Below are 14,842 nucleotides of genomic sequence, written 5' to 3' on the forward strand. Positions count from 1 at the left end.
CGGGTGACCGTGCGAATCTACGACTCGAAGGCCCAGGCCCTGCGTGACTTCGTGCCCCTTCGCGAGGGGCACGTCGGCATGTACGTCTGCGGGCCGACGGTGCAGTCGAGCCCGCACATCGGACATCTGCGCAGCGCCCTCGTCTACGACATCATGCGGCGCTGGTTCGCGTATCGCGGCAACGATGTCGCGTTCATCCGCAACGTGACCGACATCGACGACAAGATCCTCAACGCGGCGGGCGACGAGCAGTGGTACTCGCTCGCATATCGCGTCGAGCTCGAGTTCACGGCGGCGTATGCCTCGCTCGGCATCCTGGCCCCGACCTACGAGCCGCGCGCGACGGCGAGCGTACAGCAGATGCAGGAGCTCATCGCTCGGCTCATCGAGCGCGGACACGCGTATCCCGCGCCCGACGGCTCGGGCGACGTGTACTTCGACACGTCGAGCTGGCCCTCCTACGGCGAGCTCACCCGCCAGTCCCGCGACAAGATGGAAGCCGCCGCCGACGCCGATCCGCGCGGCAAGCGCGACCCGCGCGACTTCGCGCTCTGGAAGGGGCACAAGCCGGCAGAGCCCGAGTCGTCGAGCTGGCACTCGCCCTGGGGCTCCGGGCGGCCCGGCTGGCACATCGAGTGCTCGGCGATGGCCGCGCGCTACCTCGGCACCGAGTTCGACATCCACGGCGGCGGGCTCGACCTGCGGTTCCCGCACCACGAGAACGAGCTCGCCCAGTCGACCGCGGCCGGAGACGGCTTCGCACGGTACTGGGTGCACAACGGGCTCGTGAACATCGGCGGGCAGAAGATGTCGAAGTCGCTCGGCAATTCGGTCTACGCGGCCGAGCTGTTCGGCATCGCCTCCCCGCTCGCGGTGCGCTACCTGCTCGGGGGAGCGCACTATCGATCGACGCTCGACTACGCACCGAGCTCGCTCGCCGAGGCGGAGGCGACCGTCGACCGCATCCGCGGCTTCCTCGAGCGGGTCGAGCGCCGGCTCGCCGGCACCCGGTACTCGGGTGTGGGCAGCCCGGTGATCCCCGATTTCTTCGCCGAAGCGATGGATGACGATTTCGGCGTGCCCCAGGCACTCGCCGTGCTGCACGACACCGTGCGTTCGGGCAACCAATCGCTCGACGACGAGGAGTTGCACCGTGCCGCCGTCGCGCACGGCCAGGTGGTCGCCATGGTCGAGGTGCTCGGCATCGACCCCCGCGACCCGCACTGGTCGGCGGGCGACTCGGGACCCGCGACATCCGCGCTCGACGCCCTCGTCACACGCCTCATCGAAGACCGCCAGACCGCACGCGAGTCGCGGGACTACGCCGCGGCCGATCGCATCCGCGCCGAGCTCGCTGCTGCGGGCATCACCATCGAAGACAGCCAGACCGGCACGCATTGGAGCTTGGGATCATGAAGGGCAGCAGCGGCAAGTCGCGCGCCGGGGCAGTACGCAAGGCGAAGAACAAGCAGGTCGGCTCGGGCGGCCAGGGGCGCCAGGCGCTCGAGGGCAAGGGGCCCACGCCGAAGGCCGAAGACCGAGCCTGGCACCCCGCAGGCAAGCGCAAGGCCGCACAAGACCGCTATACCGCCGCAGGCGGCAAGGGCAGGGGCGCGGGCAAGGTCGCGGGCCAGGGTGCCCGTGCCGGCGCACCGCGCGGTGCCTCGGGTGCGGCACGCCGCTCGAAGTCGGGCGACGAGTCCGAGATCGTGACCGGTCGCAACTCGGTCGTCGAGGCGCTGCGCGCGCGCATCCCCGCGTCGACCCTCTACATCGCGGCGCGCGTCGAGATGGACGACCGGGTGAAAGAGGCGATGAAGCTCGCCAACAACCGCGGCATTCCCATGCTCGAGGTCATGCGCCCCGAGCTCGACCGGCTCGCCGGCCACGACGCGGTGCACCAGGGCATCGCCCTCAAGGTGCCGCCGTACGAGTACGCGCACCCGATCGAGATGCTCGACGAGGTGCTCGCACGAGACATGACACCGCTGCTGGTGGCACTCGACGGCATCACCGACCCTCGCAACCTCGGTGCGATCCTGCGTTCGACGGGGGCGTTCGGGGGCCAAGGCGTCATCGTGCCGCAGCGCCGCTCGGTGGGCGTCAACGCCGCAGCCTGGAAGACCTCGGCGGGTGCGGCCGCGCGCATCCCCGTGGCCATGGCGCCGAACCTCACCCAGACGCTGAAGGCACTCAAGGAGCGCGGCGTCTTCGTGCTCGGGCTCGACGGCGACGGCGAGGTCTCGCTGCCGGGCCTGTCGTGGGCCGACCGGCCGATCGTCATCGTCGTCGGCAGTGAGGGCAAGGGCCTTTCGCGCCTCGTCGCCGAGACGTGCGACGCGATCGTGTCGATTCCGATCGAGGCCGCAACCGAGTCGCTGAACGCCGGCATCGCAGCATCCGTGACGCTCTACGAGATCTCGAAGCTGCGCGCCGAGGCGACGCCGGCCGAATAGCCGCGCCTCAGACCTTCAGTCGCCAGTCGTTCTCGTCGTCGGGGTCGATCGCGCTCATTGCAGCGGTCTCGGTCGGCACGACGTCGTCGAGCACGGCGCTGATCGAGCTCGTCACCGGGTCGATCACGGTCGCCTCGTCGCGGCGGTGCCGCAGCACCTCGTTGACGTACGAGGTCACCGCCTCGGCGAGCGGGATGTCGTGTCCGGCCTGCTGGGCCATGAACCAGCGGTGCTCGAGCAACTGGTGGAACACCTCGGCCGGCTCGAGCTTGCGGCGCAGGTCGAGTGGGATCGCCCGCACGACCGGCTCGAACACGCGCATGAGCCATTCGTGGGCGACCATCTCTTCATCGAGGTGGTCCTTGCCGTACGCCGCGCGATAGGAGTCGAGGTCGTTGAGCAGCCGACGGGCCTGGTTCTCACCCGCATCGAGGCCCGTGAGCCGCAGCAGGCGGCGTTGATGGTGTCCGGCGTCGACGACCTTCGGCTGGATGCGCACGCGCGTGCCGGTCTCGTCGGTCTTGATGGCGAGTTCCTCGATGTCGAAGCCGAGGTCGTTGAGGCGATTGACCCGCTCGTTGATGCGCCAGCGTTCGGCGGACGAGAAGACCTCGGGGCCGGTGAGCTCGTCCCACAGGCTGCGGTACGCCTCGATGATGCCGTTCGAGATGTTCACCGGATCGAGCTCGTCGGCGACCTTGCCACCGGCCTCGAGATCGAGCAGCTCGCCGGCGATGTTGACGCGCGCGATCTCGAGGTCGTTCTCGCGCTGGCCGTCGGAGAGGCCGCCCTCGTAGAGCTTGCCCGTCTCGGCGTCGACGAGGTACGCGGCGAACGAGCCGGCGTCGCGCCGGAACAGGGTGTTCGACAGCGAGACATCGCCCCAGAAGAACCCCACGACGTGCAGTCGCACGAGCAGCACGGCGAGCGCGTCGACGAGTCGGGTCGCGGTGTCGGGTCGAAGCGTCTGCGAGAACAACGCCCGGTAGGGCAGTGAGAAACGCAGGTGCCGCGTGACGAGCACGGGCTTCAAGGCGTCGCCCTCGTCGTCGGTGCGGTTCGTGATCACGGCGACGGGATCGACGCACGGGATGTCGAGGCGCTGCAGGGCGCGCAGCATCTCGTATTCGCCCTTGGCCATCTCGGCCGTCGTCTCCTTGACGGCGACGACGTGCGACCCGAGGTGGGCGAAACGCACGAGGTGGCGCGAGATGCCCTTCGGGAGTGCGGCGATCGTCTCGCTGGGCCAGGCCTCGAGGGGGAGGTCCCACGGGAGGTCGAGGAGCGCTGGGTCGGTCAAAGCCGACGTGATCGAGAGTGAGCCGGTCATCGAGGTTCAGCGTAGCCCTGGTTCATGTGGCGCAGAAACGGCGATGCCGGCCGGGCCGAGCGGCCCGACCGGCATCCGTGTTCGGCGATGGCTCAGGCCACGACCGGCTTCTTGCTGAGGCGGAGGCCCGACTCGGCGTCGAAGACGTGCACGTGGTTCGGCGTGGCCGTGAGGTACACGCGCTCCCCGGCGTTCGGGTGCACGCGGCCGTCGACACGCGCGACGATGTCGGTGCGCTTGCCCTCGACCGTCGAGTGGCCGTAGAGGTAGCCGTCGGCGCCGAGCTCCTCGACGAGGTCGACGTCGACCGCGAGGCCCTCGCCCTCGTGCGGCGACACGACGATGTCTTCGGGGCGCACGCCGATCGTGGCGACCTTGCCGCTCGACTCGGCGAGCGTCTCACGGTCGACCGGCACCGTCGCGGTGCCGAACTTGATGCCGTCGTCGACGAGTTCGGCGTGGAATAGGTTCATGGCCGGTGAGCCGATGAAGCCCGCGACGAACACGTTCTGCGGCTTCTCGTAGAGGTCGCGCGGGGTGCCGACCTGCTGGAGCAGGCCGTCCTTCAGCACGGCGATGCGGTCGCCCATGGTGAGCGCCTCGGTCTGGTCGTGGGTGACGTAGACCGTGGTGACGCCGAGGCGGCGCTGCAGCGAGGCGATCTGCGTGCGGGTCTGCACACGGAGCTTGGCGTCGAGGTTCGACAGGGGCTCGTCCATGAGGAACACCTGCGGCTGGCGGACGATGGCACGGCCCATGGCGACGCGCTGGCGCTGGCCGCCCGAGAGTGCCTTGGGCTTGCGGCTGAGGTAGGGCTCGAGGTCGAGCAGCTTCGCCGCCTCGAGCACGCGCGCCGCGCGCTCGTCTTTGCCGACACCGGCGATCTTGAGCGCGAAGCCCATGTTCTCGGCGACGGTCATGTGGGGGTAGAGCGCGTAGTTCTGGAAGACCATCGCGATGTCGCGGTCCTTCGGGGGCACGTCGGTGACGTTGCGGTCGCCGATGAGGATGTTGCCCTCGTTGACCTCTTCGAGGCCGGCGAGCATGCGGAGCGAGGTGGACTTGCCGCAACCCGAGGGGCCGACGAGGACGAGGAACTCGCCGTCTGCGATCTCGAGGTCGAGCTTGTCGACGGCCGGTCGGGTGCCGCCCGGGTAGAGGCGGGTGGCCTTGTCGAACGTGACTGACGCCATGGTTCTGTATCTCCTTCACCGGCAGGTACGTGCCGGACGATCCGTAGTGAATGGACTTGCGTCGACGCTGACGCCTCCTCAGTATCGCATGTGCGCGAGGGTGGTCCGCACCGTCGGCGGATGCCCCGGGGCCGCGGCCGTCGCGAGCGGGCCCGCGTGGGGACATCCGTGTTCAGCGTTCGTTTGGGGGATTCCCAGACGCCGTGCCTACTATCGTGTTTGCGTTCGCGTGCAGACACGCGCGCCCACACAGCGACCGGAGTGACCATCGATGAGCATTGGCGGAGCAGACCAGCCACGCCCTTCCCGTAACGAGCAGCGCGAAGCAGCGCGCGAGAAGGCACGGGCCCTGCGCGAAGAGCAGAAGAAGCGTGAGCGCCGCAATCGTTGGCTCATCCAGGGCGGTGTCATCGTCGCCGTGCTGGCGGTCGCGGGCCTCGTCGCCGGGCTGATCTTCAACAACGTGCGCCCCGCGGGACCGGGCCCGGCGAACATGGCGAGCGACGGCATCGTGCTCACGGGCGCCGAGGGGGTCGTCACCCCCGTCGAGACGCCCGCACTCAAGGCCGGTGCGACGCCGACGGCGACCGTGCACGACGAAACCGGCACCGTCGCGAACATCGTCACCTACATCGACTACCTCTGCCCGTACTGCGGCGACTTCGAGTCCACCAACGCCGAGTCCATCCGCGCGATGGTCGAAGAGGGCGCGGCGACCCTCGAGGTGCACCCGATCGCGATCCTCAAGAACAAGTCCGCCGGCACCCAGTACTCGCTGCGTGCGGCGAACGCGGCGGCGTGCGTGGCCGACACCTCACCCGCCTCGTTCCTCGACTTCCACGACCTGCTGTTCGAGAACCAGCCCGAAGAGGGCACCGAGGGTCTCACGAACGATGAGATCAAAGCCCTCGCGAAGCAGGCCGGCGTCTCCTCGCCGTCGACGATCGAGCGGTGCATCGACGACAAGCAGTTCCACACGTGGGTCGACGAAGCCACCAATCGTGCGCTGACGCAGCCGGTGCCGAACTCCGAACTCCCGTCGATCACCGGCACCCCCACGGTGCTCGTGAACGGCAAGCAGTACGTCGGCTCACTCACCGACCCCGCCGAGTTCCAGTCGTTCGTGCTGCAGGCGACCGGCGAGACCTTCTCCGAGTCCAACGCGTCACCCACGCCCACGCCGACCCCGGCGCCGTAGGCGAATCGGCACCGCCCGCCCGGTATCCGACGGCGGCCGGTGCCCCGCGAGCCCCGGTAAGATGGCCGGGGCACGCATGCCGGCTTGGCGCAATTGGTAGCGCACCGCTCTTGTAAAGCGGTGGTTGCGGGTTCGAGTCCCGCAGCCGGCTCTTGACAGAACTCTCGATCACCGACGCCGCGCCCCAGGCGCCGGGTTCGGGCGAACCGCATCGCCATGCCCATGCCGAACGCTCGCGCATCCCGACGTGGCTGGCGATCGTGCTGGCCGTCGTCTTCGGTGCCGGGGTCGCACTGCAGTCGCGGGTGAACGGCCAACTCGCGGCGGCGATCGACGATCCGTACACTGCGGCGGCGATCTCGTTCGGGTCCGGCCTCGTGATCCTGCTGGTCGTGCTGGGCTTCTGGCGTCCGGGCCGCGTGGGCGTCACGCGAGTGCGCGAGGGACTTCGCGCCGGGCGCATCGCGTGGTGGATGCTGCTCGGCGGCCTGGCCGGTGCGTGGTTCGTCACGACGCAGGGCCTCTCGGCCGGTGTGCTCGGCGTCGCGCTGTTCACCGTCGCGATCGTCGCCGGCCAGACGGTCGGCGGCATCCTCTTCGACGTCGTCGGCCTCGGGCCCGGCGGGCGACGACCGCTCACGATCATGCGCGTCCTCGGTGCCCTGATCGCGCTCGCCGCCATCTCGTGGGCGGTGTCGGCGCAGCTCGCTCACGACGTTCCGCCGGTGCTCATGCTGCTCCCGTTCGTCGCGGGCGTCGGAGCCGCGTGGCAGCAGGCGGTGAACGGCCGGGTGAAGGTCGAGGCCGGCAGTGCGTTCACCGCGACGCTCATCAACTTCGCCGTGGGCACCACGGCGCTCGTCGTCGTGATGCTCGTGCACGCGGCGATCGCCGGCTGGCCCGAGGCGCTGCCCACCGAGCCGTGGCTGTACCTCGGCGGCGCGATCGGCTGCGTGTTCATCGCCGGGCAGGCGGTGCTCGTGCGTGTCGTGGGCGTGCTGCTGCTCGCGCTCTGCGGAGTGGCCGGTCAGCTCGCCGGGGCACTCGCCCTCGACCTGCTGCTGCCGACCTCCGAGCGGCCCGTCGACGCGGCGACGATCGGCGGCACGGTGCTGGCCGTCGTCGCCGTGGTCGTCGCGTCCATACGGTGGACCCGGCACAAGCACGTCGCGCTCGCGCCCCAGCCCGCCGGCGACCGGTCGGTCAGTCGAGCGAGCTGAACCGCGGTGCGGGCGGCCGCGAGTTGCGCGCTGCGCGTGCGCCCGCGGGCAGCCCGCCGACGTAGAGCCAGCCCAGCAGGTGCTCGTTCGGGCCGAGACCGTGCGCCGCCTCGACGAGCGGATCCCTCGTGTACGGCCCGGTTCGCCACATCACGCCCCACCCGGCGTCGTCGAGCAGCAGGCTCAGCAGGTGGGCGACGCCGGCCGCCGCCGTGTGCTGCTCCCACTCGGGAACCTTCGGGTGCTGGGTGCTCGAGGCGACGATCGCGAGCAGCAGGGGAGCACGTTCGGGCTTGGCGGCGAGCTTCGATGCCGCCTCGCCCGTGAAGCCGGATGCCTCGGCCAGCGCCGCACCGAGACGCGAGCGCGCATCGCCGCGCAGCGCGATCACGCGCCACGGGCGCAGCGCCGCGTGGTCGGGCACGCGTTCGGCGGCCCTGAGCAACTCGATGATCGCCGCGTCGTCGGGAGCGACATCCGTCACCTTCGGCGCCGAGCGCCGCGCGAGCACCGCCTCGCGAACCGATGCCACCGTCAGGCCTCGGCGGTGAAGCCGAGTGCGAGTGAGTTCATGCAGTAGCGATCGCCGGTGGGCGTGCCGAAGCCGTCGGGGAACACGTGGCCCAGGTGCGAGCCGCAGTTGGCGCAGCGCACCTCGGTGCGCACCATGCCGAGCGACGTGTCCTCGATGAGCTCGACGGCCTCGGGGCGGACCGATTCGTAGAAGCTCGGCCAGCCGCAACCCGAATCGAACTTCGTGCCGCTCTTGAAGAGCTCGACGTCGCAGGCTGCGCAGGTGTAGATGCCCGCGCGCTCCTCGTCGAGCAGCTCACCCGTCCACGGGCGTTCGGTCGCCGCTCCGCGCAGCACGGCGTACTGCTCGGGGTCGAGCTCGGCACGCCACTCGTCGTCGCTCTTCTTCACGCTGTAGGACATGCGCATCCTCTCGGGGGCTTCGGATCTCGTCTTCCATCGTCGCAGGTCGGGCGACGAGGTTACGGATTCGTACGTCGGATGCAACGCACGACGGATGCCCCGTGTTCCGTGCGGGGCACACGCCGCGGCTGCTCGCCGTGCACTCGGGTCGCCGTGCCTAGGATGTGCAGCACAGGGCGCGTGATCGCGCGGCCTCGACGGGAGATGGACATGGCCGCAGAGCGCGTACCGACCCGGCCCGACGATGCCGACCTCGACGAGCGGCAGCGACATGTGCTCGCGTTCGAGGCTCGCGCCTGGCAGCGGCCCGCGCGCAAGGCCGAGGCGATCCGCGACGAGTTCGGCATCTCGGCCACGCGCTACTATCGGATACTCGGCGAGCTCATCGACTCGCCGGCGGCCCTCCGGCACGATCCCATGCTCGTCAAACGCCTGCAGCGCATGCGTTCGGCGCGCGCGGAGGCCCGCAGCAGGCGTTCCCTCTCGCTCGGCCGACCGCTCGACTGAGCGCGGCCCCGACACTCGATACCTGGACACATGGCGCAGAAGTTCCCCCGCGATCGGTTCGACTCGATCCCGCACGGCATCGACCGAGTCGGTGCGCACCGCGCACCCGCGCGCCGCGGCGCCAAGTGGATCGCCTTCGGCTGGGCGGCGTTCGCGACCGTCGTGCTCGTGGCGATCGGCATCGGCGCCGTCATGCTGCTGAACGATCGGCTGAACTTCGCCGCGCCGACGGTCACCCCGACCCCCTCGCCCGTGGTGACCGCCGAACCGACGCTCGCACCCGACGTGCCGGTGACGGTACTGAACGGCACGACCACGTCGGGACTCGCGGCGAACGCCGGCGAGTTGCTCACGGCCGGCGGCGTGACCGTGGGCGCGACGGCGAACGCGAGCGCGAACGACCTGGCCGAGACCGTGGTGTACTACGCGACGGCCGACCTCGAGGGCGCGGCGCGAGGTGTCGCCCAGTTGCTGCCCGAGGCCGAAGTGCGGCTCTCCGAGCAGTTCGCCGCGACGGGCACGCCACTCGTCGTCGTACTCGGCTCCGACTACGCCGCGAACGTCGCAGGCTGATCGCCGCGGGCCGATACGCCCGTTCGTGCCGAATCGTTGCCATTCTGCGATCATTCGTTGCGTCGACCCCCTTGTGCCCGCGTGTCACCTCGTTAGTATCTGGAATTGGCCGCTCGAATCCCGTGTGACGCCGGCGCCGCTCTCGGCTCCACGTCTGCACGGCCCTGTGGCCCGGTACAGGCGACAGGCACGTGCTGATCCACACACAGCAACATGGGAGCAACGCATGGCGAACGGAACCGTCAAGTGGTTCAACGCTGAAAAGGGATACGGTTTCATCACCGTCGACGATGGCGGCCACGACGTCTTCGTGCACTACTCCGCCATCGACATGGCCGGGTACAAGGTGCTCGAAGAGGGTCAGCAGGTCGTGTTCGAGGTCGGCACCGGCTCGAAGGGGCCGCAGGCAGAGGGTGTCCGTCCCGCCTGATCGCACCGCGACATCCGAACGCGCCGCCGGCCCTCCGGCGGCGCGTTCGTCGTTTTCCGCGCCGCCTCTCGGCTCCCACGCGGGGTGTCGTGCGTCACGCTCGCTTGCACTCGTGCCGGGAGAGTGCCAGAATCGTCTTAGCACTCACTCGTTTTGAGTGCTAAATCCACGAATCTTTGAAGACGTCCGGGAAAGGACGAGAAACACACATGGCAAAGATCATTGCTTTCAACGAGGAGGCCCGCCGTGGTCTCGAGCGTGGCCTGAACACGCTCGCCGACGCGGTCAAGGTGACCCTCGGCCCGCGCGGACGCAACGTCGTGCTCGAGAAGAAGTGGGGCGCGCCCACGATCACGAACGACGGTGTGTCCATCGCCAAGGAGATCGAGCTCGACGACCCGTACGAGAAGATCGGCGCCGAGCTCGTCAAGGAGGTCGCCAAGAAGACCGACGACGTTGCCGGTGACGGCACCACGACCTCGGTCGTGCTCGCCCAGGCGCTCGTGCGCGAGGGCCTTCGCAACGTCGCCGCAGGCGCCGACCCCATCTCGCTCAAGCGCGGCATCGAGAAGGCCGTCCAGGCCGTCGAGGCCGAGCTCCTCGCCAACGCGAAGGACGTCGAGACCAAGGAAGAGATCGCCGCCACCGCGTCGATCTCGGCTGCAGACGAGCAGATCGGTGCGCTCATCGCCGAGGCGATCGACAAGGTCGGCAAGGAGGGCGTGGTCACCGTCGAGGAGTCGAACACGTTCGGCACCGAACTCGAGCTCACCGAGGGCATGCGCTTCGACAAGGGCTACCTGTCGGCGTACTTCGTCACCGACCCCGAGCGCCAGGAAGCGGTCTTCGAAGACCCCTACATCCTGATCGTCAACAGCAAGGTCTCGAACATCAAGGACCTGCTCCCCATCGTCGACAAGGTGATCCAGACCGGCAAGCAGTTGCTGATCATCGCCGAAGACGTCGACGGCGAGGCGCTCGCCACCCTGATCGTCAACAAGATCCGCGGCATCTTCAAGTCGGTCGCCGTCAAGGCCCCCGGCTTCGGTGACCGCCGCAAGGCGCAGCTCCAGGACATCGCGACCCTCACGGGCGGCCAGGTCATCTCCGAAGAGGTCGGCCTCAAGCTCGAGAACGTCACGCTCGACCTGCTCGGCCAGGCTCGCAAGGTCATCATCACCAAGGACGAGACGACCATCGTCGAGGGTGCCGGAGACGAAGAGGCCATCGCCGGCCGCGTTGCGCAGATCCGCAAGGAGATCGACAACACCGACTCCGACTACGACCGCGAGAAGCTGCAGGAGCGCCTCGCCAAGCTCGCCGGCGGCGTCGCCGTCATCAAGGCGGGCGCGGCCACCGAGGTCGAGCTCAAGGAGCGCAAGCACCGCATCGAAGACGCCGTGCGCAACGCCAAGGCCGCCGTCGAAGAGGGCATCGTCGCCGGTGGTGGCGTCGCCCTCATCCAGGCCGGCAAGACCGCCTTCGAGAAGCTCGACCTCTCGGGCGACGAGGCGACAGGTGCGAACATCGTTCGCGTCGCGATCGACGCGCCGCTCAAGCAGATCGCGCTGAACGCGGGCCTCGAGCCGGGCGTCGTCGCCGACAAGGTGCGCAACCTCCCCGTCGGCCAGGGCCTCAACGCCGCGACCGGTGAGTACGTCGACATGCTCGCCGCAGGCATCAACGACCCGGTGAAGGTGACCCGTTCGGCGCTGCTCAACGCCGCGTCGATCGCGGGCCTGTTCCTCACCACCGAGGCCGTCGTCGCCGACAAGCCCGAGAAGAACCCGGCCCCGGTCGGCGACCCCACGGGCGGCATGGACTTCTAGTCCGACCACTCTCGCAACTCGCGAACACACGATGGGCGCCTCCTCCGGGAGGCGCCCATCGTCGTCGTATGCGGCTGCCCGCACGCTCGGCGATCGTCTGATCGCCGAGCGCGTCGAACGTCGTCGCGAACGTCGTCGCGAACGTCGTCGCGAACCACACGGCCGTGTGAGCGGGGTTCGTGCCCGTCAGCGCAGGAACAGCCGCGCGTTCGACTGCTCGGCATCGAGGTACTGCGTCGCTGCGACGCCGAGTGCCTGGTTGAGACCGGTGAGACTCTGCTCGACCTGCATCTGCGTCGCGCGCCAATCGGCGACGGCGCCCTGGAATGCCGACGACGCCTGACCCGACCACGACGACTGCAGCCCGGTGAGCTGGCCGAGCAGCGCTGAGACCTCGGACTGGATTCTGCCGATGGTGCCCTGCACGGTGTGGGTGGCCGCCGAGACCTGCTCGGCGTCGACCTGGTAGCTGGTCATTGGTGTCCCTTCGTTCGGTGTGCAACCGACGCTAGGGGGCGTGAGCGCGGGCGTTGCGGCGCGAACGATGAACCGGGCAGGGCGCACGCTCGGTGCGAACTGTCGAGGACGAGTGACCGATCATGCCTCGATCATCGACTGCGGCGCGGACGACGAGCCCGCGAGCGGCAGCATGACCCGGAACGTCGCACCGCCGCCGGGCGTCTCGACGACGTCGACCGTTCCGTTGTGCGCTGCCACGATCGACGAGACGATCGCGAGCCCGAGTCCGGAACCGCCGGTCTCACGGGTGCGCGAGGTGTCGGCCCGCCAGAACCGCTGGAAGATCTTCTCGCGGATCTGGGGCGGGATTCCCTCGCCGTGGTCGATGACCTCGACGACGGCGCGCTCGTCGTCGTCGTCGATCGTCACCCGGATCTCCAGCGGGCCGCCGTCTGAGGTGAACCGGATCGCGTTGCCCATGAGGTTCGTGATGACCTGGCGGATCTTGTTCTCCTCGGCGAGCACGATCGCTCGCCGCACCGGCTTCGCGGCGCGCTCGGCGGCGGAAGCCTCCGCGCTCGTCACGCCTTCCACGCCGACGGACAGGTCGCCGGTGATCTGGAGGCCGGCCTGTGCCTTCGCTGCGGCCCGCTTGGCCGACGCGGATGCCGCTGCCGCCCGCTTGGCGGCCTGTGCGTCGCGGCGGGCCGCGACGGCGGCGTCTCCGCGGACGCGTCGCCCGCGAAGGCGGGCGAGGGTCGCTCCGGCGAACGAGATCGGCGGGGCAGCCGGCGTCGACGCCAGGTCGAGCTCGACCTCGAGCTCGGAGGGGATGTCGCCCGGGACATCCCTCGCACCCTGTTCGGGTGCGATCACCGTGACGACCCGATCGGGGTGCGCCGCCATGGTGTCGAGTGCGGCGTCGCGCGCGAGCGGCACGAGGTCGACCTTGGCGAGTTGGAGCGGCTTCGCCTCGTCGAGTCGGGCGAGGGCGAGCAGGTCTTCGACGAGTCCGCCCATGCGGATCGCCTCTTTCTCGATGCGCTCCATGGCCTGTGCGACATCGTCTTCGGTCTGCAGGGCGCCCATGCGGTAGAGCTCGGCGTAGCCGCGCACCGAGACGAGCGGGGTGCGCAGTTCGTGCGAGGCGTCGCCCACGAAGCGTCGCATCTGGTCGATGGTGCGCGCGCGGTCGCGGAACGCCCGGTCGATGCGGTTGAGCATGGTGTTCAGCGACCGGTTGAGCCGGCCGACCTCGGTGTTGGGCGTCGCGCCGCCGAGCCGCTGGCCGAAGTCGCCGTCGGCGATCGCGGCGGCCGTGCGCTCGACCTCACGCAGCGGGGTGAAGGTCGACGTCACGAGCATGCGCGTGAGCAGCGCACCGACGAGCACCACGCCGAGGCCGAACCCGAGGAAGATCGTGAGGTAGACGCCGAGGAGGCGCTCGGTGTCTGCCGACGAGATCGCGATGACGATGGGCACGAACGTGCCGTGCGCGTCGGCCGACATGAGGGCCGCGACGGCGCGGAAGGTCGGTGCGCCGTCGGCGTCGTCGAGCGGGAAGGTGACGTAGCGCCCGGCGTTGAGCGCGGTCACCTGCGCCTGCGTGAACGTCGCGGGGAATGCGGGCAGTGCGGCCTCGTCGCGATGGTCCCAGTTGTTGCGCTCGTACTCGCCGTTGGCGTTGTAGACGGCGACGAACACCTCTTCGGACGGAGAGAAGTCGAGCTGGTTGAGGTTGATCTGCGAGCGGGGATCGGCGTTGTCGATGGAGAAGTACCGCGACATGTCGCCAGAGGCGATGCCCTCGAGCTTCGCTTCCATCTGGTCTTCGACGTATGAGCGCAGCATCGCAGCCGTGCCGATGCCCGAGACCAGCAGTCCGAGGGTCAGCATCAGCACTGTCACACCGGTGATCTTGGTGCGCAGCGAGATGCGGTTCCACCGCTCGAACAGAGTCTGGTTCATTGCGGGCCGAGTCTAGGCTGCGAAGCCTGAGTCAAGGCTTGGAGGACTTCAGCATGTACCCGAATCCGCGCTTGGTCTGGATGAGCGGCTCGGTCGAGTGCTGGTCGAGCTTGCGGCGCAGGTACGAGATGTAGCTCTCGACGATGCCGGCGTCGCCGTTGAAGTCGTACTCCCACACGTGGTCGAGGATCTGCGCCTTGGAGAGCACTCGGTTGGGATTCAGCATGAGGTAGCGCAGCAGCTTGAACTCGGTGGGGGAGAGTTCGACGGGCACGTCGCCGACGAGCACTTCATGGGTGTCTTGGTCCATCGTGAGCTCGCCGGTGCGGATCACGGCATCTTCTTCGGCGTGCATCGTGCGCCGCAGGATCGCCTTGATACGGGCGACGATCTCGTCGAGGCTGAACGGCTTGGTGACGTAGTCGTCGCCGCCGACGGTGAGGCCGGTGATCTTGTCTTCGGTGTCGTCTTTCGCCGTGAGGAACAGGATCGGCGCGGTGTAGCCGGCCGTGCGCAGGCGCTTCGTGACGCCGAATCCGTTCATGTCGGGCAGCATGACGTCGAGGATGATGAGGTCGGGCTCCTCTTCGAGCACGGCCGAGATGGTCTGCGCGCCGTTGCCCACGGCGCGGACCGCGAATCCTGCGAACCTCAGGCTCGTCGTCAGGAGGTCGCGGATGTTGGGCTCGTCATCGACGATGAGAATGCGTGGTCCATCGCTCATGGGTCGATTCTCTTGACGT

The 14,842-nt window shown here is 69.0% G+C and carries 15 protein-coding genes and 1 tRNA gene; 9 read left to right on the plus strand and 7 right to left on the minus strand.

All coding sequences use genetic code 11. The features are described 5' to 3' along the window. The first annotated feature begins 3 nt into the window (after positions 1-3). Both cysS and rlmB read left to right on the plus strand, forming a co-directional pair. Positions 4-1,416, plus strand: coding sequence for a cysteine--tRNA ligase (cysS, locus tag LSF15_RS17100; RefSeq protein ID WP_232499774.1), 1,413 nt, complete (start codon positions 4-6; stop codon positions 1,414-1,416). Continuing rightward, positions 1,413-2,456, plus strand: a complete 1,044-nt coding sequence (rlmB, locus tag LSF15_RS17105) for a 23S rRNA (guanosine(2251)-2'-O)-methyltransferase RlmB (RefSeq protein WP_232499775.1) — start codon at positions 1,413-1,415, stop codon at positions 2,454-2,456. Before cysS ends, rlmB begins: the two co-directional genes overlap by 4 nt. A 7-nt stretch (positions 2,457-2,463) precedes the next feature. Here the strand turns inward: rlmB and LSF15_RS17110 are convergent, their stop codons facing one another. After that, on the minus strand, positions 2,464-3,786 hold the full coding sequence (locus LSF15_RS17110; protein WP_232499776.1) for a DUF4032 domain-containing protein: 1,323 nt from the start codon (positions 3,784-3,786) through the stop codon (positions 2,464-2,466). A 92-nt stretch (positions 3,787-3,878) separates the two neighbouring features. Further along, positions 3,879-4,979, minus strand: a complete 1,101-nt coding sequence (locus LSF15_RS17115; protein ID WP_232499777.1) for an ABC transporter ATP-binding protein — start codon at positions 4,977-4,979, stop codon at positions 3,879-3,881. A gap of 271 nt (positions 4,980-5,250) precedes the next feature. On the opposite strand from LSF15_RS17115, the gene LSF15_RS17120 reads away from it, so the two are divergent. From LSF15_RS17120 to LSF15_RS17130, 3 genes are all read left to right on the plus strand, one after another. Next, complete coding sequence (locus LSF15_RS17120) at positions 5,251-6,177, plus strand: DsbA family protein (RefSeq protein WP_232499778.1); 927 nt, start codon at positions 5,251-5,253, stop codon at positions 6,175-6,177. Positions 6,178-6,255: 78 nt separating this feature from the next. Next, positions 6,256-6,328: transfer RNA gene (locus LSF15_RS17125), tRNA-Thr, on the plus strand. 1 nt (position 6,329) lies between these two features. Then, positions 6,330-7,397 carry a DMT family transporter gene (locus LSF15_RS17130; protein WP_232499779.1) on the plus strand — a complete coding sequence of 356 codons (1,068 nt, stop codon included), beginning with the start codon at positions 6,330-6,332 and terminating at the stop codon, positions 7,395-7,397. Here the strand turns inward: LSF15_RS17130 and LSF15_RS17135 are convergent. Both LSF15_RS17135 and msrB read right to left on the minus strand, forming a co-directional pair. Continuing rightward, positions 7,381-7,929: a nitroreductase family protein gene (locus tag LSF15_RS17135; protein ID WP_232499780.1), complete on the minus strand. Its 549-nt coding sequence runs from the start codon at positions 7,927-7,929 to the stop codon at positions 7,381-7,383. The two genes, LSF15_RS17130 and LSF15_RS17135, sit on opposite strands and share 17 nt — an antisense overlap. A 2-nt stretch (positions 7,930-7,931) precedes the next feature. After that, on the minus strand, positions 7,932-8,333 hold the full coding sequence (gene msrB / locus LSF15_RS17140; protein WP_232499781.1) for a peptide-methionine (R)-S-oxide reductase MsrB: 402 nt from the start codon (positions 8,331-8,333) through the stop codon (positions 7,932-7,934). A 210-nt stretch (positions 8,334-8,543) separates the two neighbouring features. On the opposite strand from msrB, the gene LSF15_RS17145 reads away from it, so the two are divergent. The 4 genes from LSF15_RS17145 (at position 8,544) to groL (ending at position 11,672) form a co-directional block, all read left to right on the plus strand. Further along, positions 8,544-8,840 carry a DUF3263 domain-containing protein gene (locus LSF15_RS17145; RefSeq protein ID WP_232499782.1) on the plus strand — a complete coding sequence of 99 codons (297 nt, stop codon included), beginning with the start codon at positions 8,544-8,546 and terminating at the stop codon, positions 8,838-8,840. Positions 8,841-8,870: 30 nt separating this feature from the next. Further along, the gene (locus LSF15_RS17150; protein WP_232499783.1) at positions 8,871-9,413 is read left to right on the plus strand and encodes a LytR C-terminal domain-containing protein; all 543 of its coding nucleotides are present in this window, start codon (positions 8,871-8,873) and stop codon (positions 9,411-9,413) included. A 226-nt stretch (positions 9,414-9,639) separates the two neighbouring features. Continuing rightward, complete coding sequence (locus LSF15_RS17155) at positions 9,640-9,843, plus strand: cold-shock protein (protein WP_232499784.1); 204 nt, start codon at positions 9,640-9,642, stop codon at positions 9,841-9,843. Positions 9,844-10,052: 209 nt separating this feature from the next. Continuing rightward, complete coding sequence (gene groL / locus LSF15_RS17160; protein ID WP_232499785.1) at positions 10,053-11,672, plus strand: chaperonin GroEL; 1,620 nt, start codon at positions 10,053-10,055, stop codon at positions 11,670-11,672. Between the two features lie 186 nt (positions 11,673-11,858). Here the strand turns inward: groL and LSF15_RS17165 are convergent, their stop codons facing one another. The 3 genes from LSF15_RS17165 to LSF15_RS17175 form a co-directional block, all read right to left on the minus strand. Beyond that, positions 11,859-12,149 carry a WXG100 family type VII secretion target gene (locus tag LSF15_RS17165; protein WP_232499786.1) on the minus strand — a complete coding sequence of 97 codons (291 nt, stop codon included), beginning with the start codon at positions 12,147-12,149 and terminating at the stop codon, positions 11,859-11,861. Positions 12,150-12,269: 120 nt separating this feature from the next. Further along, entirely contained in the window at positions 12,270-14,099 is a 1,830-nt protein-coding gene (locus LSF15_RS17170) for a sensor histidine kinase (protein ID WP_232499787.1), read from the minus strand. 31 nt (positions 14,100-14,130) lie between these two features. Next, on the minus strand, positions 14,131-14,823 hold the full coding sequence (locus tag LSF15_RS17175) for a response regulator transcription factor (protein WP_231048755.1): 693 nt from the start codon (positions 14,821-14,823) through the stop codon (positions 14,131-14,133). Positions 14,824-14,842: the final 19 nt, after the last annotated feature.

Origin of the sequence: Agromyces humatus (genome assembly GCF_021228295.1) — a bacterium.
Classification (GTDB): Bacteria; Actinomycetota; Actinomycetes; order Actinomycetales; family Microbacteriaceae; genus Agromyces; species Agromyces humatus.

Coding starts and splice junctions, on each gene's coding strand:
- LSF15_RS17165 (WP_232499786.1), bottom strand. CDS start 12,149: ATGACCAGCTACCAGGTCGACGCCGAGCAGGTCTCGGCGGCCACCCAC.
- LSF15_RS17120 (WP_232499778.1), top strand. CDS start 5,251: ATGAGCATTGGCGGAGCAGACCAGCCACGCCCTTCCCGTAACGAGCAG.
- LSF15_RS17115 (WP_232499777.1), bottom strand. CDS start 4,979: ATGGCGTCAGTCACGTTCGACAAGGCCACCCGCCTCTACCCGGGCGGC.
- groL (WP_232499785.1), top strand. CDS start 10,053: ATGGCAAAGATCATTGCTTTCAACGAGGAGGCCCGCCGTGGTCTCGAG.
- msrB (WP_232499781.1), bottom strand. CDS start 8,333: ATGTCCTACAGCGTGAAGAAGAGCGACGACGAGTGGCGTGCCGAGCTC.
- LSF15_RS17150 (WP_232499783.1), top strand. CDS start 8,871: ATGGCGCAGAAGTTCCCCCGCGATCGGTTCGACTCGATCCCGCACGGC.
- LSF15_RS17175 (WP_231048755.1), bottom strand. CDS start 14,823: ATGAGCGATGGACCACGCATTCTCATCGTCGATGACGAGCCCAACATC.
- LSF15_RS17170 (WP_232499787.1), bottom strand. CDS start 14,099: ATGAACCAGACTCTGTTCGAGCGGTGGAACCGCATCTCGCTGCGCACC.
- LSF15_RS17110 (WP_232499776.1), bottom strand. CDS start 3,786: ATGACCGGCTCACTCTCGATCACGTCGGCTTTGACCGACCCAGCGCTC.
- LSF15_RS17155 (WP_232499784.1), top strand. CDS start 9,640: ATGGCGAACGGAACCGTCAAGTGGTTCAACGCTGAAAAGGGATACGGT.
- LSF15_RS17145 (WP_232499782.1), top strand. CDS start 8,544: ATGGCCGCAGAGCGCGTACCGACCCGGCCCGACGATGCCGACCTCGAC.
- rlmB (WP_232499775.1), top strand. CDS start 1,413: ATGAAGGGCAGCAGCGGCAAGTCGCGCGCCGGGGCAGTACGCAAGGCG.